19 protein-coding genes, 1 tRNA gene, 2 rRNA genes and 2 pseudogenes (1 of these 24 only partly in view) are annotated in these 24,422 nt (G+C 59.5%); 9 read left to right on the top strand and 15 right to left on the bottom strand.

The window, feature by feature from the left end:
- The first annotated feature begins 221 nt into the window (after positions 1-221).
- Positions 222-1,139: a hypothetical protein gene (locus SPBM01_RS17675; protein ID WP_262504250.1), complete on the top strand. Its 918-nt coding sequence runs from the start codon at positions 222-224 to the stop codon at positions 1,137-1,139.
- 306 nt (positions 1,140-1,445) lie between these two features.
- Here the strand turns inward: SPBM01_RS17675 and SPBM01_RS17680 are convergent, their stop codons facing one another.
- The 4 genes and pseudogenes from SPBM01_RS17680 to SPBM01_RS17695 all read right to left on the bottom strand — a co-directional run bounded on the left by SPBM01_RS17680 (position 1,446) and on the right by SPBM01_RS17695 (position 5,734).
- A complete protein-coding gene (locus SPBM01_RS17680) occupies positions 1,446-1,676 on the bottom strand; it encodes a BrnA antitoxin family protein (RefSeq protein ID WP_223177734.1) in 231 nt (76 codons plus the stop codon).
- On the bottom strand, positions 1,663-1,938 hold the full coding sequence (locus SPBM01_RS17685) for a BrnT family toxin (protein ID WP_188062840.1): 276 nt from the start codon (positions 1,936-1,938) through the stop codon (positions 1,663-1,665). The genes SPBM01_RS17680 and SPBM01_RS17685 overlap by 14 nt, the downstream gene beginning before the upstream one ends.
- Positions 1,939-2,011: 73 nt before the next feature.
- A pseudogene (locus SPBM01_RS17690) lies at positions 2,012-2,371 on the bottom strand (recombinase family protein); the annotation flags it as partial.
- A gap of 36 nt (positions 2,372-2,407) precedes the next feature.
- On the bottom strand, positions 2,408-5,734 hold the full coding sequence (locus SPBM01_RS17695) for a DEAD/DEAH box helicase (protein ID WP_223177735.1): 3,327 nt from the start codon (positions 5,732-5,734) through the stop codon (positions 2,408-2,410).
- A 441-nt stretch (positions 5,735-6,175) separates the two neighbouring features.
- Here SPBM01_RS17695 and istA point away from each other — a divergent pair, with 441 nt between their 5' ends.
- From istA to SPBM01_RS17715, 4 genes are all read left to right on the top strand, one after another.
- The gene (gene istA, locus SPBM01_RS17700; RefSeq protein WP_188062689.1) at positions 6,176-7,639 is read left to right on the top strand and encodes an IS21 family transposase; all 1,464 of its coding nucleotides are present in this window, start codon (positions 6,176-6,178) and stop codon (positions 7,637-7,639) included.
- Complete coding sequence (gene istB, locus SPBM01_RS17705) at positions 7,639-8,448, top strand: IS21-like element helper ATPase IstB (RefSeq protein ID WP_007686496.1); 810 nt, start codon at positions 7,639-7,641, stop codon at positions 8,446-8,448. The genes istA and istB overlap by 1 nt, the downstream gene beginning before the upstream one ends.
- 604 nt (positions 8,449-9,052) lie before the next feature.
- Positions 9,053-9,229 carry a hypothetical protein gene (locus tag SPBM01_RS17710; RefSeq protein ID WP_223177736.1) on the top strand — a complete coding sequence of 59 codons (177 nt, stop codon included), beginning with the start codon at positions 9,053-9,055 and terminating at the stop codon, positions 9,227-9,229.
- Between the two features lie 466 nt (positions 9,230-9,695).
- Positions 9,696-11,066, top strand: coding sequence for a Fic family protein (locus SPBM01_RS17715; RefSeq protein WP_188062843.1), 1,371 nt, complete (start codon positions 9,696-9,698; stop codon positions 11,064-11,066).
- 130 nt (positions 11,067-11,196) lie between these two features.
- Here the strand turns inward: SPBM01_RS17715 and SPBM01_RS17720 are convergent, their stop codons facing one another.
- Entirely contained in the window at positions 11,197-11,610 is a 414-nt protein-coding gene (locus SPBM01_RS17720; protein WP_188065801.1) for a LysR substrate-binding domain-containing protein, read from the bottom strand.
- Between the two features lie 479 nt (positions 11,611-12,089).
- Here SPBM01_RS17720 and SPBM01_RS17725 point away from each other — a divergent pair, with 479 nt between their 5' ends.
- Entirely contained in the window at positions 12,090-13,736 is a 1,647-nt protein-coding gene (locus SPBM01_RS17725; RefSeq protein WP_188062844.1) for an IS1634 family transposase, read from the top strand.
- A gap of 109 nt (positions 13,737-13,845) precedes the next feature.
- Positions 13,846-13,998: pseudogene (locus tag SPBM01_RS17730) on the top strand (IS3 family transposase); the annotation flags it as partial.
- A gap of 1 nt (position 13,999) precedes the next feature.
- Here SPBM01_RS17730 and SPBM01_RS17735 read toward each other — a convergent pair.
- From SPBM01_RS17735 to SPBM01_RS17765, 7 genes are all read right to left on the bottom strand, one after another.
- Positions 14,000-14,188, bottom strand: coding sequence for a hypothetical protein (locus SPBM01_RS17735; protein WP_188062845.1), 189 nt, complete (start codon positions 14,186-14,188; stop codon positions 14,000-14,002).
- A complete protein-coding gene (locus SPBM01_RS17740; RefSeq protein ID WP_188062846.1) occupies positions 14,188-15,294 on the bottom strand; it encodes a phosphotransferase in 1,107 nt (368 codons plus the stop codon). The genes SPBM01_RS17735 and SPBM01_RS17740 overlap by 1 nt, the downstream gene beginning before the upstream one ends.
- Before the next feature lie 42 nt (positions 15,295-15,336).
- Positions 15,337-16,086, bottom strand: coding sequence for an SDR family NAD(P)-dependent oxidoreductase (locus tag SPBM01_RS17745; protein ID WP_188062847.1), 750 nt, complete (start codon positions 16,084-16,086; stop codon positions 15,337-15,339).
- Between the two features lie 112 nt (positions 16,087-16,198).
- Positions 16,199-17,377 (bottom strand): hypothetical protein, encoded by a 1,179-nt coding sequence (locus SPBM01_RS17750; protein ID WP_262504251.1) that lies wholly within the window; start codon positions 17,375-17,377, stop codon positions 16,199-16,201.
- The gene (locus tag SPBM01_RS17755; RefSeq protein WP_188062848.1) at positions 17,364-18,524 is read right to left on the bottom strand and encodes a sulfotransferase family protein; all 1,161 of its coding nucleotides are present in this window, start codon (positions 18,522-18,524) and stop codon (positions 17,364-17,366) included. The genes SPBM01_RS17750 and SPBM01_RS17755 overlap by 14 nt, the downstream gene beginning before the upstream one ends.
- Before the next feature lie 137 nt (positions 18,525-18,661).
- Positions 18,662-19,516, bottom strand: a complete 855-nt coding sequence (locus tag SPBM01_RS22020) for an AraC family transcriptional regulator (protein ID WP_262504252.1) — start codon at positions 19,514-19,516, stop codon at positions 18,662-18,664.
- A gap of 156 nt (positions 19,517-19,672) precedes the next feature.
- A complete protein-coding gene (locus SPBM01_RS17765; protein WP_188062849.1) occupies positions 19,673-19,891 on the bottom strand; it encodes a hypothetical protein in 219 nt (72 codons plus the stop codon).
- Between the two features lie 539 nt (positions 19,892-20,430).
- Here SPBM01_RS17765 and SPBM01_RS17770 point away from each other — a divergent pair.
- Complete coding sequence (locus SPBM01_RS17770) at positions 20,431-20,616, top strand: hypothetical protein (RefSeq protein WP_188062850.1); 186 nt, start codon at positions 20,431-20,433, stop codon at positions 20,614-20,616.
- An 18-nt stretch (positions 20,617-20,634) separates the two neighbouring features.
- Positions 20,635-22,311, top strand: a complete 1,677-nt coding sequence (locus SPBM01_RS17775) for a recombinase family protein (RefSeq protein WP_188065804.1) — start codon at positions 20,635-20,637, stop codon at positions 22,309-22,311.
- Here SPBM01_RS17775 and SPBM01_RS17780 read toward each other — a convergent pair.
- The 3 genes from SPBM01_RS17780 to SPBM01_RS17790 all read right to left on the bottom strand — a co-directional run.
- A tRNA-Met gene (locus SPBM01_RS17780) sits at positions 22,268-22,344 on the bottom strand. The genes SPBM01_RS17775 and SPBM01_RS17780 overlap by 44 nt on opposite strands.
- Positions 22,345-22,432: 88 nt before the next feature.
- Positions 22,433-22,547 (bottom strand): 5S ribosomal RNA (gene rrf, locus SPBM01_RS17785).
- A gap of 153 nt (positions 22,548-22,700) precedes the next feature.
- Positions 22,701-24,422 (bottom strand): 23S ribosomal RNA (locus SPBM01_RS17790); it runs 1,078 nt beyond the window's last position.

Here is a 24,422-nt window from a genome sequence, read left to right on the forward strand (position 1 = left end):
AGCCCTGGGCAGATAACAGACTGACATACAGAATGGCAGATAGTGGCCAATACTGATCCATGATCGAAGACGATAAATGCCATGTCGGCCAAAAATTTTGACAGTGCTAATCTGCAATTGTGAACGATTTTCGTTCTTGTCGACCAGAGTCGGACGTCGCCGGATAGGAAAGGATACAATTCCTGCTATCTTATTCCTTCGGGATCGACTCGGTTTGGGACATGGGCAAGGACAATGGAATGTCGTTTACAAAAACAGTCATGTTGAGCACGCTCTTGATGGCGGCTCCCGCTATTGCCCAAGCGCCACAACTGAGCCGCGCCGAAGTTGCACAGCTTTATGGAGTTGGAGGCTTTTCGATTGTGAGGAACGCGCCGTCCAATGGCTGTGGCGAACCTGCCAAGCCCATCATCACCTTCGTCGACATGAACGGAGACAAACGTTTGGAGGCACTCTTCATAGATCGTGGCATATGCTACCTCCCGGACAAGGCGTGGGCCAGCATCGCTGCCAAGGGAGCAGACGGAAAATGGCGGCAGATTTTTGGCCAGAACGGCACGGTCAAAGCCGTTGCGACGCGCTCCGGTGGCTGGCTAGACCTGCAATGGACAAGCAATGGTCGAACCCAGCCGTTGCGTTATGATGGCATCGCTTATGTCGGATTTAGTCCCGGATCGACCACGAAGCCGGTGCCTGTTGACCCAACGATACCCGCGCCTTTGGAGGCTAAATCATTCCGCGATGCGGCTATATTCCGAGCCGCCGGGTTCACGAAGCGCGGTCTGCAATGGCGGAGCGACTGTGATGATCCCGGCACGCCATCTTATGGTGCCGGCGCAATAAGCAATCGCAGGGATCTAAACGGCGATGGCCGGGCGGAAGCCATCGTGACGGAAGAAAGTGTGTTTTGTTATGGCAATAGCGGAACCGGATTCTGGCTGGTTAGCCAACAAGCCGACGGAAAGTGGAGAGCTGTAACCAATGGCATTGGGATGCCCGAATTTCTCAAGACCAGAGGCGTGGGTGGATGGCCCGACATTCAAATCGGCGGACCGGGCTTCTGCTTTACCGTAGAGCGGTGGAACGGCTTGAAATATATTCCGAACCGAAGAGAATATCAGGGTAAGCCCTGTAAATAAGGCTCTCAATCATTGGCTGACATTGAGGAACGGCAAACTTCGATGGGGTGGTTTTGCGTCTCGACGCTACCATCTGGTCAGAATACTTGGATGGCGAACAGACTGGGCTCGATCGGCTTGCTGGGAGCGAGCAAGATCAAGAACGCAATGGCGTCAAAGGACACAAAGCCGACTGACGGCAATCACATGATAACCGTCTGGCTAACTATCTATATTGTCTGGGATTTTCCCTACTCTTGACAGTCTCGAGCGTCTCCCGCCTCGGGATGGCGGCGAATCTCGGCCTGAGTGCTGGCCGCGAAGTTGCTAGATTTGCCCTGACGCCACGAGCTTCTCCAAGAGAGCATTGACGCGCGTTTGCCAGCCTGGGCCACTCCCACGCAAATGCTCGACCGTCTTCGCATCTAGGCGGATTTTCACCTCCACCTTGGGGGCGTCGAGCTTCGGGCGACCCCGCCGGGACGGCTTCATTCCGGCCATGAAAGCCGCATCCATCGGCGGGTTGTCGTCGTGAATCTTCGGATCAAATTTGGCCATAATAAAACCTCGCTTCATGCTTCTCTGCCGGACGCAGGCTGATGGCGCGAACCGCATCGTCGTGAGAGCCGTCGGTGAAAGCCAGCACATGCAAGCGATCACCGATCAACCCTATGGCAACGAAACGGACCTCTCCATAATCGAAGCGGTCATCCTCGCGTTCAAAGGCCGTGTCCCAATCGAACCCTTCCGCAGCCTGCAAGGACATGCCATGTTTGGCTATATTCCTCTCGTCCTTGGCCGGGTCGAACTCGATTTCCATATCAATTTCGTACACCCATTAAATGGGTCGCGCAACAATTGTTGTGCACCCAAAAGATCGACATGGGGCGACATTATACCTCCGCTTTTGGCGCCGCCCATCCTGCTCTGGCCAAGGTGTCCGCAAGTGTCGATCGCGGCACATTGAATGTGCGGCTGATCGACGATTTGCTCGCGCCGCTCGCGAGGGCGGCTAATATCTGCTCAAGCTTCTCCACATCAATCTTGGGCGGACGACCGCCGCGACGGCCTCGCCGTCAGGCGGCGGCGAGACCCGCCATGATGCGTTCGCGTGTCAGCGCCCGCTCATATTGAGCGAGCGCGCCGAAAAGCGAGAAGAGAAGTTCGCCGTGCGGGGTTCCCGTGTCCATCTGCTCGGTAAGCGAATGGAAGGAGACGCCGCGCTCTCGCAGATCAGTCAGTATCGAGAGCAAAAAAAGCACCTTTGCCGGATATATTGCGTTCACGCGCTACCCAAGCAGGTATGCGATGTCGGCCTCGGTCAGCTTGGCCCGGATTGCACTGTCACCCTCCCAGAGCATAGCGGCAAGCGCTCGTTTTTTGTCCTGAAGGCCGAGTATCTTCTCCTCGATTGTGCCTTTGGCGATGAGGCGGTGGACAAAGACGGGCCTAGTTTGGCCAATCCGGTGCGCACGGTCGATGGCCTGCGCTTCGACCGCTGGATTCCACCAGGGATCGAACAAAATCACTGTGTCAGCAGCGGTAAGATTCAGACCGGTTCCCCCAGCCTTGAGGCTTATGAGGATGACGTGAGCTTCGCCGGCCTGAAATTTGCGCACAGGGGTGTTGCGATCCTGCGTCGCACCGCGGATTTCAACATAAGTTATGGCCAGCGCGTCGAGTTCGGGCTTGATCAGGTCGAGCATGGACGTGAACTGGCTGAACAGGATGATCCGTCGCCCTTCGCGCAGCAGTTCCGGCAGCATCTCCATCAGCCTGGCGAGCTTTGCCGAGCCGACGGCCTTGTCCGAGCCGTTGCCGTTCGTTTGCGGTAGAAGGCGCGGATCGCAGCACAGTTGCCGCAGCTTGAGCAAGGCATCGAGGAAGACGATCTGCGAGCGCAACAGACCGACGCGGGCAATCTCGTCGCGCACCCGCTTGTGCATAAGCAGGCGCAAACTTTCGTAAGCGGCCAGCTGTTTCTTTTCGAGGTCGACCCACTCTTGAATTTCCGTCTTGTCGGGCAGGTCGCCGGCAACTTCATCTTTGGTCCGGCGCAGCATGAAGGGCCGGAGGCGGCGTCGGAGCATTGCTTTGGCGGCAGGATCATCATCCCGCGAGATCGGACGGTCGAGCACGCGTTTGAACTGTTCAAGTGAGCCGAGCAAGCCAGGCGTGACCAGGTCGGTCAAGCTCCACAGGTCGGACAGCTGGTTTTCTACTGGCGTGCCCGACAAGGCGATAACCTGTCCTGCTTTCAGCGCCTTTGCCGCCTTGAAGCCAGCTGTTTTGGGGTTCTTGAGCGTCTGGGCTTCATCAAACAGGATGAGTGACAACGTTTGGGCGGCAAACTGCGCGGTGTCGCGCACCAACAGGGGGTAACTCGAAACGATGATGTCGGCGTCACCGAACTGGTCATGCAGGTTGTGCCGGTCATTGCCGTGCCAGAGAACGCTGCGCAGTTCGGGAACAAAGCGGGCAATTTCTGCCTGCCAGTTGGGCAGCACCGAGGTCGGGCAGATGATCAGCGCGGGGTCCTCCAGCTTTCCCGCGGCTTTCAGCGTAGCGATGTGCGCCAGGGCCTGGACAGTCTTGCCAAGCCCCATGTCGTCCGCCAGCACGCCGCCAAATCCAGCGCTGTGGAGCACTTGCAGCCAGTCCAGACCGTGCTGCTGATAGGGGCGGAGCTCTGCTTTAAAGCTCGTCGGCGTTACGGTCGGCTGCAGATCGATGCGGGCAAGGGCGCGGGCAAGTTTGCGCAAGTCATCATTGCCGCGCCAGCCAATGCGGCCTGCGCTCGCCGCTTCGAGATCGGCCAGCACGGCGATATCGCTACGCGGCAGGCGCAATTTTCCTGATGCCTCACGATCGTGGAGGGCAAGCTCGAGCAGCATCGCCAGCACCGGCCTGATCTGTTCGATAGGCAATTGCGCCAGCTTGCCCGGGCGGATCGCGATGGTGATACTTTCCCCAGCCTGGTCCAGCAATTGCGGGCCGAAGCGTGCCAGTAGCTGTCGCAATATGGGCAGGATGTCGACGACTTGCCCATCAATCCGGGCACCAAGGCTGACATCGAACCAATCCATGCCCGATGTCGTGACATCGAACTGCACATCCTCACCGCCGACCTCTGTGATGGTGAGCTGCCATCTGGGGCCATATTCGATGCGCCAGCCGTCGGTACGCAACGTTGGCAGCGCGGTGTGCATGAACAGCGCGAAATCGGTGGCTTTTGCCAACGCGACCGGGGCAAAATCCCATTGCAGCGCCGGTTTGGTCTTCAGCTCTGGAAAGTCATCCAACGGGATGAGGCCATGCGCAAACATCTGGTCGAGCGCCCGGGTTTCTGCCGCAAGGTCGCGTCTGAAACGGATAAAGCCCGCATCGCTGTTGGTTATGATCTCTGCTGCATTTGCGTTCGGCGTCACGCGGTATCCCGCATAATCAAAGCTGATCCGCACGCAGGCCATATCAGCCTTGTAAGTGGGCGATGCCTGATAGCCGCGCCGACTCGGCATGATGGCATCGACCTTGTCTTGAACGAAGGTCAGCACCGGGACCGGGTGTATAGCGCCCAAGTCCTTGAGGCCCGTGAGCGTTGGTGCGGGTACGTCAGCGCCAGCGATGTCTTCCCAATGGATTGCTAATTGCGCTACGGCATCGGGCGGCACCGGGGGCATCAGCAACACGCGCTGGGCCAGCGCTGGATCAGTGATGCCTGTCACACGGTGCACCGTTCCGGTGGCGTCGTCGATAATGACAGGTGGTGCCGTTGCGAAAAGCAGTTGCCCCTCGGCCAAGCCCTCCAGCGATGGGCGTTGTTCGCCGTTTGTAAGGCTCTTCCAGCACCATCTCGCCGTTTGGTCTTCGCCCCAATGCAAGGTAGGCCCATCGGCCTTTCGCCAGCGTGCCCGGCCGGTCGCGATCGCCTTCTCGACCAAATCGCTTCCCGCCAGCCCTTTGGGCGAGGTGTGCGTGTCGAGATCGCCGGTATAAGGATCCATCCGGCGCACCAGCCATTGATCGACCGGATCCAGTGGCATCTGGCCGCTGCGCAACTGATAGGCATTGGGTTGCTGCCATCCGGTCTGGCCGGTGCCGCTCTGCCCCATTATCCAGGCCGCAATGGCCAGGCGCTGCGCCAGAATCTGTCCCGATATTGGCAACGCCTTGCCCTTGCGGCTTTTGCCGTCGTGCAGGGCGCGTGGCGAAAAGACGTAGGCCAGATCCACAGTGCCGCGTGCGCGCACGGTTGCTTCGGCCTGGGTTTCGCTCAACCATTGCAGCAAGGGCGCGGGCAGTGAAGGCGGCTTTGAAGCGGCGTTCGGCACTATGCTATGCTGCACCGCACCTGATGGTCCGTCAGCGTCTGACGCAGCGCGTGCTTGTGCGGCAAACAGCACGGCGGCACCATGCTTGCAATCGAAGCCGACCGGGCAGGTGCATTCGATCAAAGGTTCATCGTCTTCGCCATCCAGATCAGTGAAGGCAATCGTAACCTCATACGGGTGTCTGGCACTGCCTTTGACGGCGGCGATGATCAGCGCCATGTCCGTGTCAATCGCAAGGTCGCTCACGCGGCCTTGCTGCCAGTAGGCATAGCCCGCCGTGACCATATTCTTGGTCTGGACGGCGTTTGCTATCAGTGTCGAGGTTATCGGCGGTATCATCGCCCACAGCATTGCCGATGATGTCGGGTCTGATCAAGAGACCGCGCATCCGGCAGGAGGCGCTATATGGCCACGACATATGGAGACTATGATAGCAGGAACGTGGTCTAATTTCTTGAGCAGCGTCCTTTGCGCGGCGACAACTACGATGGCCGGTTGAGCGGCGACTATGATGGCCGGTAGGATCGGTTGTCTGGTCTGATCGTAGGGAGGGGCGCAGCCCCGACCGGAGAGCGGACCAGACAACCGGTGGCGATCTTTTTCCCCTTCTTTCGGGGGGCAGATCGGGGCTGTGGCGGGCGGTGGTATCGGAACACTCATCGAACAACGAGCGATGGGTTTGCGATGCCGGGCCACCACATTTCCGATCAGCAGGTATTTCTCTTCATGACCCATCGTCGCCAACACACCCAGGCCGTCGCGGCTGCCAAGGCCGGTATCAGCGAACGCAGCGCACGCCGGATCGAGAACGATCCGCAGCTTCCGTCCCAGAAGAAGAAGGAGCGCCACTGGCGCACCCGCGCCGATCCGCTCGAGCCATTCTGGCCACGTATAGAGGAGTTGCTCCAGATCGACGGTATCATTGCCGTCACGGTCTTCGAGACGCTCCAGGACGAGTTCGGCGAGGATGCTGTTCCCGATGCGATACGACGAACACTGGAACGCCGGATCGCCCGCTGGCGGGCACTGCACGGCGGCGAGAAGGAGATCTTCTTCCCGCAGCATCATGAGCCCGGTCGGCAGGGCCTGTCGGATTTCACGGTATGCGACAGTCTCAAGGTCACTGTTGCCGGCGAGACCCTGGCCTATCGCCTCTACCACTTCCGCTTGGCGGCGAGTGGCTGGGAGCATGCGGCTGTCGTGCTGGGCGGGGAGAGCTTTGCCGCCCTTTCGGAGCACCTGCAGGATGCGTTGTGGAAGCTGGGCGGTGCGCCGGCCGAACACCGCAGCGATTCCCTGTCAGCCGCCTACAAAAACCTCGACGCCGATGCGCAGCGGGATTTCACCCGAAGCTATGACGAGCTGTGTCGTCATTACCGCATGCTTGCTACCCGCAACAACCGCGGCGAGGCGCACGAGAACGGATCGATCGAAGGTCCCCATGCCCATCTCAAGCGACGGCTCGATCAGGCCTTACGCCGGCGGGGCAGCCGCGATTTCGTCAGCATCGAGGCCTGGCGCGAGTTCGTTGAGGCGCAGGTCGCCAGACAGAACCGGCGGCATGCTGCGCGCATCGATGCAGAACGCAGGGTACTCAAGGCGCTGCCCGCAAGGCGAACCACCGATTTCGCCATGGTCACCGTCGATGTCACCCGCAACGGCACCGTCGCCATCGATCGGGTTACCTATTCGGTGCCTTCCCGCCTCGTCGGACGGCGCCTCAACGCGCATCTCTTTGACGATCGCATCGAGCTCTTCCTCGGCCCGGACAGGGTAATGTCCACGCCGCGTGTGCGGATCAGTCATCCCCACCGGGGGCATAGCATCGATTTCCGGCACATGATCGGTAACCTGCGCCGCAAGCCCGGTGCACTGCGCAACCTCGTCTACCGCGAAGCCCTCTTCCCCGATCACGCCTACCGGCGGGCCTGGCAAGCCTTCGATGCCCAACTCGATGGACGGCAGGCCTGCCGCGATGCCGTCGCGCTGCTCGATATCGCCGCCAGGGGCGACTGTGTCGACGTGCTGGCCCGGCGGATCGATGAGGCTCTCGACAGCGGGCGCTTGCCCGATGTCGATGCGCTCAGGGACGAGTTCCTGCCAACCGCAAGATCGCAGCGCGATGTCGCTATCCCGCCACCCGATCTGCACAGCTACAACAGCCTGATCGCCAGCGGGGAGGTGCACTGATGACCCGCACCAAGGATCAGGCCGCCGCCGTACTGCCTACCCTGCTGAAGGCCTTGCGCCTGCCGAGCATCAACCGCAACTGGAAGCGCCTCACCGACACCGCCGATCGCGATGGCTGGCCGGCCGCCAACCTGCTGGCCTCGCTTCTCGAGATCGAGATGGCTGATCGCTCCTCCCGGCGCATCCAGCGCCATCGCGACCAGTCCGGCTTGCCCGCAGGCAAGACCTTCGCCACCTTCGATTTCGACGCCGCCCCCGGCATCCGCAAACCGCACCTCTTGTCCCTCGCCGCCGGTGACGACTGGATCGAGAACGGCGGCAACCTGCTGCTGTTCGGCCAGAGCGGGACCGGCAAGACGCACGCAGTTGCCGCCATTGGCCATGCCCTCATCGACACGGGGCGGCGCGTCCTGTTCTGCTCCACCACCGACATGGTCCAGAAGCTCCAGTCCGCGCGCCGCGACCTCAGCCTGCCCGCCATGCTCGACAAGCTCGACAAGTTCGATCTCATCGTGCTCGACGATCTGTCCTACGTCCGCAAGGACCAGGTCGAGACCAGCGCCTTGTTCGAGCTCATCGCCCACCGCTACGAACGCCACTCGCTCGCCATTACCGCCAACCAGCCATTTTCGGCATGGGACAACGTCTTCCCTGATCCCGCCATGACTGTCGCCGCGATCGACCGCCTCGTGCACCACTCGACCATCATCGAGATGAACGGCGAAAGCTACCGCAAGCGTTCCGCCGTCGCCCGCATCAACGCCGGCGATTACGACCCGCCCAATGGCGCCCCGGACCGGCCATCATAATTGTCGCTGGCTTCGCGCTCGGGAGCACCCTTGCTGAGGCAACGGGTAATTGTCGCCAGCGGCAATTACATGCCAACCATCCCATGCGCTTCAAACCCTCGCTTCCGGCCAGCGCCAGCGACAATTACCCAGCGTCGTAATTGTCGCTCGACGGTTGCTCCTCGCAACAGCAAATGGTAGCCAGAATTCACCAACCGGCGCGGCCACCTATCGGCCATCAAAATTGACGCCGACCGGACACCGTAATCGTCGCGCTACATCCTCAACACAGCCGTTGATATGTCCGCTATGAAGCGTAGCGATCGGTACGGTTCACCTAATGTATGCACATCCAGGCGAGCAAATGACCGACGTTATAAAACGGTCAAGGTAGGGTGCGAGGTGAGGCGTCAGCGTTCCGAGTGTGGATCGGCGTTAAAGCCGAACCCCTGACCAACAGCGCTACCACACTGAAAATCAGATAGAATTTCAGATTTCCCAAGATCATATACAGACTGATCGGGACCCTCGCCACTAGAGCATTTTTGGCGATAAAACAAAGCAGTAGCAGGCAAAATGGGAGGGGGCGCGCGCGTCGACGCCGATTCACAGCGTAAGAATGTCCGTGTCGCTGGTGACCATCGAACTGAAGCCGCGCGCCAACCGGACCCAGATGAAATTCACCGAACAAGCCGTCTTCCTGGGCAAGAACGGTGCAAGCGCGGAGCGGATCGAGGGAACGCACGAAGGTTTCGATCGGCTCATCGCGTTAGTCGCGGCGGAGGTGAACGATGCCGCGTAGTTTCCGTTGGGTCGACATCGCAGCTGCCTTCGTGCTGCTGGCCGCCAGAGCCAATGTGCTGCTTCAGGCTTTACCAGATCTGGGGTCTGCGGCGGTTCACCTGGAATGGGTTTGTCATCCGTTCCGCTCATGCGATGCTCCTTCTGGTCGATACTATCACGCCCGGGGTTCCGCAGATAAAAAATCGCCCCCAAAATGAGAGCATTCACCCTCCCCCTCTCCTCCCCTTGGATAATTGCTGAAAGGTTGGTCGGAAGGCACCCATGCTCCAATCTTCGCAAAGCGCATGAGAGCAACATGACAAGAAGGGCCGATCCAAAGAGCCGCCTGATCCGCCTTCCAAGCATAACCCGGCCACCGCTTGCAAGCTTGCGCAAATTCCCGCGAAATTGCGCACAACTACGTTTAGTTGCGCATTGACTCTTTTAATTGCGCGATTTATCTTTTGCGCAACTAAGGAAGTGATGTGGCACGACTAATACCTGAAGCTGACCTACAAGCGATCGAGGCCGCTTTGGCCCAATTCCCGGATGGTGCGTCAGCAGCGCAGATCACTGGCGCGCTCGCGGAACCTGGTGCCCGTCGCACCCTCCAATATCGTCTTCGCGCCTTGGTTGACGCGGGTCGGCTACGCCTTACCGGCGACGGGCGTTCAGCCCGATATCACCATGGTGATGAGATCATCGCCCAGCCTGACCCAGCCGACATCGTCCCGATATCACCTGAAGGCAGCGCTGTCCTTGCCTATGTGCGCCAGCCCGTCGCGGTGCGACAACCGGTCGGCTATGAACGCAGCTTTCTGGATCGTTACCGGCCCAACGAAACCTTCTATCTGACCCTGCAGCAGCGCGATCATCTGGCTACAATCGGCAAGCCGCAGATTGAGGCCGCAGCGGCAGGAACCTACGCGAAGCAGATATTGAACAGGCTGCTTATCGACCTTGCATGGAATTCCAGCCGTCTCGAAGGCAACACATATTCGCTGCTCGATACGCGCCGGCTGCTGGATTTCGGGGAAGCCGCCGAGGGGCGCGGACCGCGCGAAGCGCAGATGATCCTCAATCATAAGGATGCGATCGAGTTTCTCGTCGCCAACGCCAACGATGTCGGGTTCAATCGCTATACGATACTCAACCTGCATGCGTTATTGGCGAACAATCTGTTAGCCGACCCGACCGCGGTGGGGCGACTGCGCCACATCATCGTAGGGATAGACGGTTCAACTTTTCATCCACTGGAAGGTCCGGGTCTCATCGAGGAGTGCTTCGATCAAATCCTTGCCACAGCGGCGGCCATCGACGATCCATTCGAGCAGGCCTTTTTCATGATGGTGCAGCTTCCATATCTTCAGCCCTTTGACGATGTGAACAAACGCGTATCACGCCTCGCCGCCAATATACCCATGATCCGGGCGAACCTTGCGCCATTGTCGTTCACCGAGGTTCCAGGCGACCTTTACACGCGTGCCACGCTTGGCGTCTATGAACGCAACGACATAACATTGCTGCGCGACGTATTCCTTTGGGCCTATCAGCGATCCGCAGCGCGCTACGCCGCCGTTCGTCAATCAATGGGTGAGCCAGACCCCTTCCGCCTGCGCTATCGGGAACAGTTGCGCGATGTCGTTCGGGATGTTGTGCGCGGCGCCTTGAGCCGACAGGCAACGCGCGCGCATCTGGTCACGACGTCTCGTGAATTCATCCCAACGGCCGATCAGGACCAGTTTGCCGAGGTCGCAGAAACGGAGTTGCTAGGCTTGCATGAGGGCAATTTCGCGCGATACCTGGTCCGTCCGTCGGAATTTGCTGCATGGCAACAAATCTGGAATGCAGTCTGATTGCCACGCTTACCTCAATGGCTTGCATTGGGACATTGCCGACTGACCGCTTCCGAGCTTCGACGCGGGGACATCGGACGTCAAACAGCTCGTCTGAGGCCGCTATTGGCCGCGTGTATTCAATAACTAATTAGATTGGGCTAGGTGCGTCAGATACTGGGTACCCCAAGTCATGATATTTGCTCAAAATAATGCGGATGAAGCCGATGATCTCCGGCGAGAAGTCGCCGATCCGATGGCTCATGATGATCGGCGATGCGGCGGGGTTCACCAGCTCGACGTAGCGCACAGCATCAGGCTGTGAGCGTCGCATCGACTCCGGAATCACGGCTACGCCTTCCTCCGCCGTGACCAAGCCGAGTGCGATCTGCGACTGGCGCGCCTCGTAAGTGGCGTGTGGCTTCAGAACGTCGTCGGCAAAGCCGGGGCGGGGCTGGCTGTCCCCACCCGTATCGTCCTGCGCGGTGACACAGGTCCGATCGATAACCTGCTCCCCTACAACTGAGTCGATAGCCGCGTCACCGCCCGCGCCGTCATCGATCAGGCCGCCTAACGCCTGCCAGTGGGATTGATCTAGCGCTTACACATGTCCAAAGTGACGACTGAACTTCGTGACGGGGTGAAGGTAGGAACGCTGGGTAGCCGGCTACGCGTTGCGCAACGTCATGTAGTCGATCATACGACGGCGCAGCGGGCTAACAGCTGTTGTGGTATCAGCGATGAGGTGGTTACGCATCAAAGGTTGGCCTCACCGACCAAACCTTCTCATCAGGAGGCCATTACAGCCAATACCTACGCATCTCCCACGTCAGCGGGTTTGTTCAACCCTTAGATTCTTATTTCACGCTCGATGCTCTAGCCCAAGTTGAACAGTGCCAGCGGAACACGCAGAGAACGTGAGCTAGTAAGTATCTGATATTGCTGGGCGTGGATTTGGTGGCAAAACCGGGTGTGCTAACAACATTTTGCCTGTGACTGGCGGCTTGGTTTATTTTTACGGGTGCAGGCAGTAACAACCTGCCTATGTATGTCGTCGAACGAGTCGCGCGCGGGCACCGCTATCTGTACCTGGTCGAGAGCGTGCGCGAGGGCAAAGCCGTCCGCCAGCGCACGATCAAGGCTCTGGGCCGTAAGGATGTGCTGGCCGCCAGTGGCGAACTCGACAGGCTGGCCGCCTCGATCGCACGTCACGCGGGACGCAGTGTCATTCTGTCTGACATTGATGCAGGCCGGATCGCAGCCCGCCGGATAGGCGGTCCGCTGCTGTTCGGGCGCCTGTGGCAGCGGTTTGGCATCGATGCTGTAATGGAAGAGGTGCTGGAAGGCCGCCAGTTCGGCTTTGCCGTGGAGCGCGCCGTGTTTGTCGCCACACTGCACCGCCTGTTTGTCTCCGGCTCGGACCGAGCCTGCCTGGACTGGATGGAGAGCTACGCCATCGACGGCAGCGAGGATCTTGCCCTTCATCACTTCTATCGCGCCATGGCCTGGCTCGGCGAGGAGATCGAGGAGAAGACAGAAGGCGCATTGGCACCTCGCTGTGTGAAGGACGTGATCGAGGAGAAGCTGTTCGATCGCCGGCGGGACCTGTTCACTGATCTCAGCCTGGTGTTCATGGATACGACGTCGCTCTCGTTCTACGGTGCAGGCGGCGACACGCTGGGTCGGCGTGGTCATTCCAAGGACCACCGGCCCGAGCTTGCCCAGATGATCCTGGCCGTGGTGATCGACGCCGAGGGGCGTCCGATCTGCACCGAGATGGTCCCGGGCAACACGGCCGACGTGAAGGTGCTCATGCCCATCGTCACGCGCCTGCGTACCCGCTTTGGGATAACCCGCTCGTGCGTCGTGGCCGACCGCGGCATGATCAGTGCCGGTACGATCGCCGCCCTTGAAGAGCTGGGGATGGAATACATCCTGGGTGCGCGAGAGCGCACCAGCAACGTCATCCGCGATGTCGTGCTTGCCGACACTGCTCCGATGGTGCCCCTGGTCCTCGAGCGACAGGCAGGAGACACCCAGCTGTGGGTCAAGGAAGTGCGCGTTGGCAAAGGCGCAGATGCCCAGCGCTACGTCGTCACGCTCAACGAAGCTGAGGCAAGGAAGGACAAGGCCGACCGGCAAGCGATCATCGATGGCCTCCAAACCCAGCTGAAGAAGGGCGACAAGGCCCTGGTCGGTAACTCAGCCTATCGCCGCTATCTCAAGGCCAGCGGCAAGACCTTCGAGATCGACATGGGAAAGCTTGCCGACGAGGCGCGCTACGACGGCATCAGCGTGCTGCGCACCAATGCCCGGATCACCCCGCTGCAGGCCGTCATCCGCTACCGTGACCTGCTTCAGGTCGAGGCCCTGTTCCGGGTTGCCAAGGCGAGCTTCGATACCCGTCCCATCTTCCATCAGTCCGATGCCGCTATCCGCGGCCATGTGTTTGTCTCGTTCCTGGCCCTGACGCTGGCCAAGGAACTGACCCGCTTGTGTCAGGAAAAGGGCTTGCAGCCCGAATGGCAGCCGCTCCTCAACGATCTCGATCGCCTTCAGGAAGCCACCATCGAAAAGGACGGCAAGGTCATTACCACCCGCACCCACGTTTCGGGCCAGGTGGGGAATGTCTTCAAGGCAACCGGCATCGCGCTGCCGGCCAATATCAGCGAACTGCCGCCGCGAACCTGAGCCTCTGCAAGCTCAACCAAACCCAAAAATGTAGTGGTAACACTCGCGCCGGTGCGTGCATGTCATTGAACAAAAATGCCTTTTCCAAAAGCACTGTTCAAGTTGGGCCTGGCGATCCTTCGAAGCGGTGGAATACGCGGCCCTCGAATGGGTCGACTGCTTCAACCATCGCCGCCTGCTGGAGCCCATCGGCAACATCCCGCCCGCCGAAGCCGAAGATCAATATTATGCTGCCGCAAACAATATCGATATGGCAGCGTGATTCACAATCCAACGCCTCCGGCAGACCCGGCGCGGTTATTGTAGGCGCGAACGCATTTGTCGGGCACGAACGGGATGAAGGCAGGTAGGGAACATTTCGCTGAATACCGCGGCAGGTCGATCGCCGTGGCGCGGCCGACGCTGTTGCCCGCGCCGGTGACGATCGCGACCTTGCCATCCAGATCCCGCATTACGCGATCTCCGCAATCAGCCGCGCAGTGTCATGATCCTCATATGCAGTGGTCAGGCGAAAATGATTCATCACATTGATTTCCCATCCGTAATTTACCACCGGCGTCGTCAGCCAGCCGATATAGACACCCCACATCAGGCATCGGCCAAATTCGGTTAAACTGTCTTCGAACGAAGGGACATTAGCGACGCCCTCCGCGGCCAGCCGGTCGAGATAGAAGCGGACCAAATCCTTCTCATGGGCGCGGCGGTCCTCCACCGAAAGGGCGGTCGTCACAAGATAGCTGACATCGTGCATGTGGTACCCGCGACAAGTGAGCTGCCAGTCGAGCAGGCCGCCCGATCCATCGGGCAGCAGATAGGTGTTGCCGATATGCATGTCGCCTTCGACCAGCGTCTGCGGCAGGCTCTGTTGGTGCCGGTGCAGCGCGAAGGTGCCGTTGCGGAGGTCTGGGCCGGTGGTGCGTAGCCGCTGCACCATCTCGCGCTTGAAGGACACGGTGTCGATCTCATGCTGGATCAACGGTTCGGCCCCGAACATCATCAGGTCCGCCACCTTGCCCTCGACATGGCTACCAGCCCAGACGAGGTCGCCGCCCGGGCGCAGGCGCGGGCTTTCCCAGAAGCGGGCATGTAGCTTTGCCTGTTGCGACAGGATCGAGCGCACGCTGTCCAGCGCCACCGGCGTCAGCACATTGGGGAAGGTAGCGCCGCGCAGGGTCAGATCCTCCAGCACGATCGCGAAGTCGCTCGAATCTGCATCGAATCCCGCGCCGAAAGTGCGGGGCGCTTCCAGGTCCAGTTCGGGGCGGACGCGATTGTAGAAATTGACCTCATTCTCGTAGAGAGGCGCCAATATCTTATCGACGCCGCGCGCGACCTTGATCACCAGCCGTGTGGGCAGGTCGGCGGGGCTACCCGCGCCATAGCGGACGTCGACGACCACGCGCCCGGCGGTCGACACGAACTGTTCGCCATAGGTCTTGGCCTCTACCGTGCTGACCTGGGCTATGCGCACGTCCGGAACGGCCTGGGCCATGAGCGCGGTCAGATAGGCGGGGGTAATGTCGTCCGCAGAGGTGGGATGCGCCAGTTGTGCAACCATGATCGAAATCCTATCCTGTTTTTCTTTCTCGAGCAGCGATGTCTATCCCGCCATGATCCCGCCATCGACAGCCCAGCAGGCACCATGCACGCGTCGCGCCCGGTCTGAGGCTAGAAACAATAGTGGCTCCACCACATCTTCGGGTGGGCAGGCGGGGCGCATGCCGGTGTAGCGCGCCAGCAGCTTGGGGTCGGCGAAGTCGGGGAAGGTCATGCCCTGCGTCATCTCCGTCCGCATCGGACCGGGGGAAAGGACGTTGATCCGCACGGGGCTGTCCATCATTTCCATCGCCAGCGAGAGGGTCATTCCCACCAGTCCGAATTTGGAAGCGCTATAGGGGACCAGATAGGCCTGCCCCTTGAAGCCCGCCGTCGATGCCACACTCATGATATTGCCATGGCTTTCGACCAGATACGGCATGGCCGCCTGTATCAGGAAGAAGGGTCCTGATAGGTTGGAGGCGATGGTGTGATGCCATTCCTCCGCCGTGATGGCCGACAAAGGATGGAACATAACGTCGGCAGCGATATTGCACAGCACGTCCAGTTGGCCGAACGCGGCGATTGCACCGGCGATGGCGTCGGCGCAGCCCTGCGGGTCGGCCAGGTCGAAGCCCAGTTCGACACATTGACCGCCCGCGTCGCCGATCTGGCGGGCCGTTTCCTGCAGCTTGTCGAGGCTGCAGCCAAGCAGGCAAAGGGACGCGCCTTCACGCGCGAAGCCCAAGCTGGCCGCGCGACCAAGCCCCGAGCCTGCGCCGGTCATGAGCACGACCTTATCGGCGAACTCCATCAATATGATCCTCTTCCACACATGCGTTGGCGGGACGAGCGGGCCGTGCTCGTCGGTGATGCTATCGGCATTGGCGGTCTGCCTATCCTTTCGCCGGATGGGGTCGAGCGCTTTACCAGCGGCGGCGCCATTGCGCGCCGCGCTGACGCGCACGTATCGTCGCGTCGCGCTGTTGCGGCATGACGAGCGGGGTGTCGCCGGGAAGGTGGGCGCGGATGTCGGCCGCTGGCACGATCTTGACCACGGGCTCCGGTCCCGAACTGGCACCGGTCCAGCGGAGCATTAGCGATCCCTCGCTGCGCCCGGCCGGGTCCAGCCAGTTAGGCACACCAGGATCGTCGAGCGCGATGACGGCGCGAAAACGACCGTCACCGTCCAGCCGTGCCTGCCCTGCGTTCAGGCTGCTCTGATGGTTGATCCAGTCGATCGTGTTCCACAGCGGATCGTTGAGCTGGACATTCCAGTAGCGCACCTGTTCGGGCACAGCCGTGTCGATGATCATCGCCTCACCCGGTTCCAGCCGGAAGATGCCCTGATAATAATGCTGCCCGGCGACGCCGCCGCGACCGGCCCAGTCGTCATATTCCAGCGCGTTGACGAAGCCCTGCGCCCGTTGCCGCTGGCCATAGCCGAGCGCGAAGGCAGCGTAGCGTTCGACGAAGGCGGACAGGCGGTCGAGCCGATGGTTGATCTCGGCCACCATCATCGGCCCGCCGCCGACGGGACGATCGACCCGTTCGATGGCGATGCGCAACTCCCGGCCCACGCCCCAATCATAATAAGCATGGCGCAGGCCGATGGTGATCGCGCGCGGATCAAGCGGGAACCAGTCGCCGTCTTGGTCATCGGGCCGCTCACCGCCCAGCAGGATGTCGAACGCGCCTTCCGGTCCCAGCGTGCAGGTGTCTAGGTCGATCATGCCGACCGAGGGGCCGAGATCCTCCATCGGACCCAGTCCGCCCGCCACCAGATCGAGGAAGACGAACACGCCATCGCCGCGCATTCCAGACAGGCGATAGGTGCCGCTGCCGTCGATCCGCGCCGCGCCGTAGATGAAGTCGGGGTTGACCCCGACTGTGTTCAATATGCTGCTGACTGAAGGCACGAAATCGGGCCGGTCGGGATCGGCAAAGGCCGTCTGGTAGCCGGTGGCGAGGATCGCGAACAGCAACCGATGGGCCTCCGCCCGCGCCTGGGGGTCTGCCGGGTCGGCCAGACGGTCAAGGACGGCGTCCGCCCCGACCATCCGTTCCAGCCAGCCCCGCCAGCGGGATGCGTCAGATATAGGCATGGTAGGTTTCGATATATTCGGCGAACTTTTCGCTCACTTGCTGCGACGTCAGGCCATAATCGGCCAGCGTGTAGCTGCGTGGACCATGTTTGCCCGCCGGATTGTCGTCCAGCCAACCAAGGATGCCCTTTTCCGATTCCGGCGTGAAATCCCAGCCGAAATGGTGGTAGGCGGCGCGGATGGTGGATACCGGGTCAGCGACCAGATCCTTGTAGCGCATATCGTATATCGGCAGGTCGGGATGGGCGCGGCGATAGTCCATGCTGCACTTTACCCCGTCCCACCATAGTTGCAGGAACTCGGCGCCCAGCGCGTGCAGGTCCAGATTGTCATAGGAGGGCGCGCGGATGACGCTGATCAGTTGCGAGATGGACGCGATGACAGTGGTCGGGTCGCGATGCGGCTGGATGAAGATCGCGTCGGGATAGACCTGACGCAGCGCGGGCAGCTTGTACATATGCTCTTGGATCTTGAGCACCCAATGCTTGCCCGGATGGCGCCAGCCCAGATGTTGCAGCCACATCTTGTGGACTTCGTAGCGGAAGGTCGCGTCGATGCCCTTGAACCAGTCGTAGAAGCGGGGAAGATGCTGGAACATGCATGGATTGCTGCTCTGGAAGGAGGTCGTCATGAACGACCCGCATTCCTGCGGTATCTTCGCGCCCAGCGGATGCGCCTTGAGCAGTTCATCGGCATCCGCGCCCAGTTGCGCGCGAAGATGTTCGTCGAAGCGGGCGATGCGCGGGTCCTTGTCGGCAGTCGCGGCTTCGGGCGGCGGCGAGGGTTCGGCCACTTCCCACATCAACGGGGTGCGGACCTGCGGATCGCCGTCCATCAGCGCGTGCAGGAAACTGGTGCCGCAACGGGGCAGGCCCAGGATGAACAGCGGCTGTTTGATCTCCACCTTGGCGATTTCGGAATAGCGCGCACGATCATCAGCGATCGCTTTCAATCGCGACAGGTCATCGTCGATGATATGCAGGGCGCGGGCATAGCCATTGGCGTTGAGGGCCCGGTCTTCCTCCATGGAGGCGAGCAACTGGACCAGTCCCGGTCGCACATTTTCGCGCAGATATTCGGGGAGCGGATGCCGGTCCAGCAATGTGTCCGCGTCGGGGAAAAGGTTTTCTCTCAGTATCGATGCCATCTTCACCTCATCCTGTTCTCGTTGAGCGTGCTGATGGATAGAATGGGGGCGTCGACGCGTGGTGGGAAGAGGTTGCGTCAAAGCTGTCGGCTATCGGCAACAAGTGTCGGAAATTGACGTGCGAGCCGATCACTTGGCTAGTTGGACGACAGCCTGTCACGATATTGTTGCGGCGAGCAGCCCGCTATCTGGCGAAAGGCGACGCTGAAGGAAGCGGTGTTGGCGAAGCCGCAGCGCCAGGCGACCTCCTTCACCAGCAGCGATCGATCAGCCAGCAGGTCGTGCGCCAGCGCCAGGACATGCCGGCGACAGAAGGCGGCGGGACTTTCGCCGGTCGTCGCGCGGAACAGCCGTTCATAATGGCGCGGGCTGACGCCGCATTCGGCGGCGAGCTGCGTCACGTCCAGCCGACCGGGCTCTTCGCGAAGGCGGGCGGCCAGGCGATGCAGATAGCGCTGGTCCAGCTTGCCGCGCCGGGCTAAGCGCGACGGCATCTCCTTCGCGAATTGTTGCACCATTTCGGCAGCCAGAGCGACGCTGATTGAATCGAACACGAGCTGCGAACACAGGCCGGGGCTGGCCAGTTCCTGCACGGCGCGGAGTAGTAGCGCGCGCACATGGGCATTGCGCAGGTCGATCGTGTCGCGCAGCTGATGGTCGGACAATTCCATCGGCAGTCCGGTGATTGCGGGAATGTCTATCCGGCAGAAGAGCGACCTTTGTTCACTCTGCCGCCAGCGCGTATGAAAGCCGCGCGCAGCCGGGTAGAAGCGCACCTCTCCCTGTTCCGAAAGATCGGCAGTGGCGGGGGAGAGATAGCGGCCGACGGCAGGAAAGCGGGTTAGCTCGAAATAGCTGCACGGCGGTTCGAAGATGATTTCCTTCTGCTTTCGCCAGTAAAATCGCCGAATTTCAAACCGTGCGCCCATCGCCGTTGTGGCCGCTTCGACGGTCGTTTCAAATTCCTGCGGAAATATGAAATCCAGGCCCATGGCTTCGATAGGACGGGGGTTCGAAGCACGGCTCACAAAATGATCGGCTTTTCCCTGCACAGACGGTCCTCTCACGATCGGCTATCAAGCATTAGATCTTAGCAAAAGACCCGGATTAACCAACAGATACACGATTTGATACGCATGTGTTGGCTATTAGAAAAGCCATTCGGGCGTGTAGTGACAGGGACGGAGAGCGGCCCCGACAGGAATGATCACGCCATCGTTCTTTGCATTGCCTGCATAGAGGCGCATTGGGATACCATCAGCCAGATCATTGAAACTGGCCTGCGTTACGGATTGGGCAATGGCCACATTGCGAAAATATTGCAGGTCGGTATCGGCAACCGTTGACGGCGCGATAGGACTGAGCATTACGGGAGTACATCAATCAGTATGAGTAAGCGTCTGAAGTCTGGCAGGATTTCTGTGTCGGGCTGTGCACCACACCAATTGCTGAAGAACTGCTAGGCGAGCGTCCGCTTATCGCGCACGCCGCCCCGTAAACTGTCACTCCGCAATGGTCCAGTCTTGGGATTCTATATAGGGAAAGCGGACCGGTCGCACTCTGGAACGAAAAATTTGGGGCTGAACGGCGACAAAGGGTCGGCAGTTGCCCTTTTCGGTCACGATTTTTGGCTTAGCAATAATTTCAGCAATCTGGGTGCCAGCAACATTTTGCAAGACTGAGACCGTTGCAAAGCTGAGCATTCCGCAGCATGATAGGGTTTGTGGCGGGCAGGCCCTTTTATGGGTGTGCCAAATGAACCAAGTGCCTTTTCCCGTCGAACACCGACGGCCGTTGTCTGTTTTAATTGCGAGTTCGGCAGACGTCGAGCCGCGAGCCAAAAATTCGTCGAGCCACGACGAACTGAGCCCAACCTATCTTGCAATCTGCTGTAATCGGACTCACGATGGCAACCGGTAGCCGTCAGGAGCGACAGCAGTTCCCTCGGCCTGATGAGCCGGTGCTCAACCTTGCCTCCTGCGGCAGCGGCCCCGATCCGCGCCTGGTCAAGCTGGTTCGCCTGCTTGCCCGTCGTGCTGCGCGGAAGGCGTATGTGGAGATGCTGGAGGAGCGCCGCACGACCCGCTCCTGAGACGAGGAGTTCCGTTCCGTGAAGGTTGCTTTATACGCCCGCTATTCTTCCGACAATCAACGTGACGCCTCCATTGCCGACCAGTTGCGCATCTGTCGCCTGCATGCCGAAAAGCAGGGCTGGCAGATTGTCGAGGAATATACCGATCATGCCATTTCAGGCGCTTCGCTACTGCGTCCCGGCATTCAGGCGCTGATCGCAGACGCCAATCGCGGCCGCTTCAACTACGTGCTGGCCGAGGCCATGGATCGCCTGTCGCGCGATCAGGAGGATATTGCCGGGCTGTTCAAGCGGATGGCTTATGGTGACGTCAAGATGGTCACCCTGTCAGAAGGCGAGATCACCCATTTACATATCGGCCTCAAAGGTACGATGAACGCCCTGTTTCTGAAAGATCTCGCCGACAAGACGCGGCGTGGCCTGCGCGGCCGGGTCGAGAAAGGCAAGTCGGGCGGTGGTAACAGCTATGGCTATGACGTCGTCAAACGGCTCGATCCCAACGGCGAACTGATCCGGGGCGACCGCTCCATCAATGACGCACAGGCAAGCGTCATCCAGCGCATCTTTCGCGACTATGTCGCTAGCAAATCGGCCAAACGGATAGCAACCGAGCTGAACAAAGAAGGGATCGAGGCACCGACCGGCGGCACCTGGGGCTTTAGCACCATAAATGGCAATCCCAAGCGCGGCACCGGCATCCTCAACAATGAGCTTTATGTCGGCAAGCTGGTCTGGAATCGGCAACGCTTCATCAAGGACCCCGATACTGGCAAACGGCAAGCCCGGCCCAACCCGGAATCCGAATGGATCATTCAGGACGTGCCCGAACTGCGCATCATCGATGATGCTCTTTGGCAGCATGCCAAGGAGCGGCAAAAATCCTGCCAGGTGGAGCAATTAAATCCCTCAGTGGGCGCCGCAAACTTCCGCGATCGCCGCCGCCAGAAATATCTCTTGTCCGGCCTGTTGCAATGCGGTTGCTGCGGCGGCGGATATTCAATGATTTCAGCGATGATGCTGGGCTGCTCGGCAGCCCGGAACAAGGGTACCTGTGACAACCGCCTCAATATCCGGCGCGATCGTCTGGAAGGGCGCGTGCTTCACGCCCTTCGCCATCATCTGATGGATCCTGCCCTGTTTGCCGAGTTTTGCGACGAGTTCACGCGCGAAACCAATCGGCTAAGGGGCGATGCAGGCGCGGCCATAGCCAGCGCACAGGCAGAGATCAAAAAGATCGACCGGGATCTGGATATGCTTGTGAACCTGATCCTGCGCGGCGGCGCCGCAGACAAGATCAACGCCAAAATGGTAGGTCTCGAAGCGCGCAAGAAAGAACTGGAGCGCGACCTAGCCCAGGCCCAGGAGCCCCCTCCCCTGCTCCATCCCAATATGGCGCACCATTATCGGGCTCAGCTTGATAATCTCTATCAGGCCCTGAAGCATGATGACGAGAACAAGCGCTTCGAGGCGGCTGAGGTCATTCGTTCGCTCATCGACGCGATCATATTGGTGCCAGAAGGTGGAGAACTCAAGATCGACGTGCGCGGCGATCTGGCGGGCATCCTCGCGATTGCGATAGAACGCAAAAAACCCGCCTCGAGGGCGGGTTCTTCGAAGGCTTCGACCCCCTGTGGGGTATCGCAATTTCAGATGGTTGCGGGAGTAGGATTTGAACCTACGACCTTCAGGTTATGAGCCTGACGAGCTACCGGGCTGCTCCATCCCGCGATACCAACGGTAAAAGGGCGACCTTTTGGGTCGCCCTTTTAAGAACAAGTGAATGGGTTTTTGTGTCCTGATATGCGCGTGCTTCAATGCCTGGCGACGCCCTACTCTTCCAGTGCTTGAGCAATAGTACCATCGGCGCAGTCAGGTTTCACGGCCGAGTTCGGGATGGGATCGGGTGGGTCACAGACGCTATGGTCACCAAGCAATGAAGCAGGCGCATATAAGGGGGTTTTAATCGATACCGTGCACGGTGTTTTTGTAATTCATCTAGCTGGCTTAACAACCGACCATGTTCTGACGGCCTGTTTCCAGGGCTGTCATTGATGGTGGGACTCTGCGGTTCATTGCTGAACCGTTTAAGCGCGAATAGGACAATTAGTATCGGTTAGCTTCATGGATTACTCCACTTCCACATCCGATCTATCAAGGTCGTGGTCTTCGACCGTCCTAAGAAATCTTATCTTGAGGGAGGCTTCCCGCTTAGATGCTTTCAGCGGTTATCCCGTCCATACATAGCTACCCTGCTGCGCCACTGGCGTGACGACAGGTACACCAGAGGTATGTTCAACCCGGTCCTCTCGTACTAGGGTCAACTCCTCTCAAATTTCGACGCCCACGGCAGATAGGGACCAAACTGTCTCGCGACGTTCTGAACCCAGCTCACGTACCACTTTAATTGGCGAACAGCCAAACCCTTGGGACCTGCTCCAGCCCCAGGATGTGATGAGCCGACATCGAGGTGCCAAACGATTCCGTCGATATGAGCTCTTGGGAATCATCAGCCTGTTATCCCCGGCGTACCTTTTATCCGTTGAGCGATGGCCCTTCCACGAGGGACCACCGGATCACTATGACCGACTTTCGTCTCTGCTCGACTTGTCAGTCTCGCAGTCAGGCGGGCTTATGCCATTGCACTCTAACAGACGGTTTCCAACCGTCCTGAGCCCACCATCGCGCGCCTCCGTTACTCTTTAGGAGGCGACCGCCCCAGTCAAACTACCCACCACAGAGGGTCCCTGCACCGGATAACGGTGCGAGGTTAGACATCAGAAAACAGCAGGGTGGTATTTCACCTATGGCTCCACATCAACTGGCGTCGATGCTTCAAAGCCTCCCACCTATGCTACACAGCTCTTTCCTAATGCCACTCTGAAGTTGCAGTAAAGGTGCACGGGGTCTTTCCGTCTAACCGCGGGTACTCCGCATCTTCACGGAGAATTCAATTTCGCTGAGCATATCCTGGAGACAGTGGGGAAGTCGTTACGCCATTCGTGCAGGTCGGAACTTACCCGACAAGGAATTTCGCTACCTTAGGACCGTTATAGTTACGGCCGCCGTTTACCTGGGCTTCAATTCAGTGCTTGCACACCTCCTCTTAACCTTCAGGCACCGGGCAGGCGTCAGGCCCTATACGTCGTCTTGAAGCCGACTTAGCAGAGCCCTGTGTTTTTGCTAAACAGTCGCTACCCCCTGGCCTGTGCCCCCCACAAGAGCTTGCGCTTATGTGGGGCCTCCTTCTTCCGAAGGTACGGAGGCAATTTGCCGAGTTCCTTCAGGATACTTCTCTCAAACGCCTTGGTATACTCTACCATTCCACCTGTGTCGGTTTAGGGTACGGTCTATACGGAGGGGCTATTTCCTGGGACGATTTCACAGCCTGGAGCAATCCAATAAGCCCAGACCATTTACACCATCCGTCACACACCTCCAGGCCCACGAATATTAACGTGGTTCCCATCGACTACCCCCTTCGGGCTCGTCTTAGGGGCCGGCTTACCCTGCTCAGATTAGCTTTAAGCAGGAACCCTTGGAATTTCGGCGACAGTGCATCTCACACTGTTAATCGCTACTCATGTCTGCATTCGCACTTCCGATACCTCCACGACCCATTACCAGATCGCTTCAACGGCCTACGGAACGCTCCGCTACCGCGTGATCGTAAACGATCACACCCTAAGCTTCGGTGCATCACTTTAGCCCCGTTACATCTTCGCCGCAGGATCTCTTATTTAGACCAGTGAGCTGTTACGCTTTCTTTAAAGGATGGCTGCTTCTAAGCCAACCTCCTGGTTGTTTTG

The sequence above is a fragment of the Sphingobium sp. KCTC 72723 genome (assembly GCF_014280435.1).
Classification (GTDB): Bacteria; Pseudomonadota; Alphaproteobacteria; order Sphingomonadales; family Sphingomonadaceae; genus Sphingobium.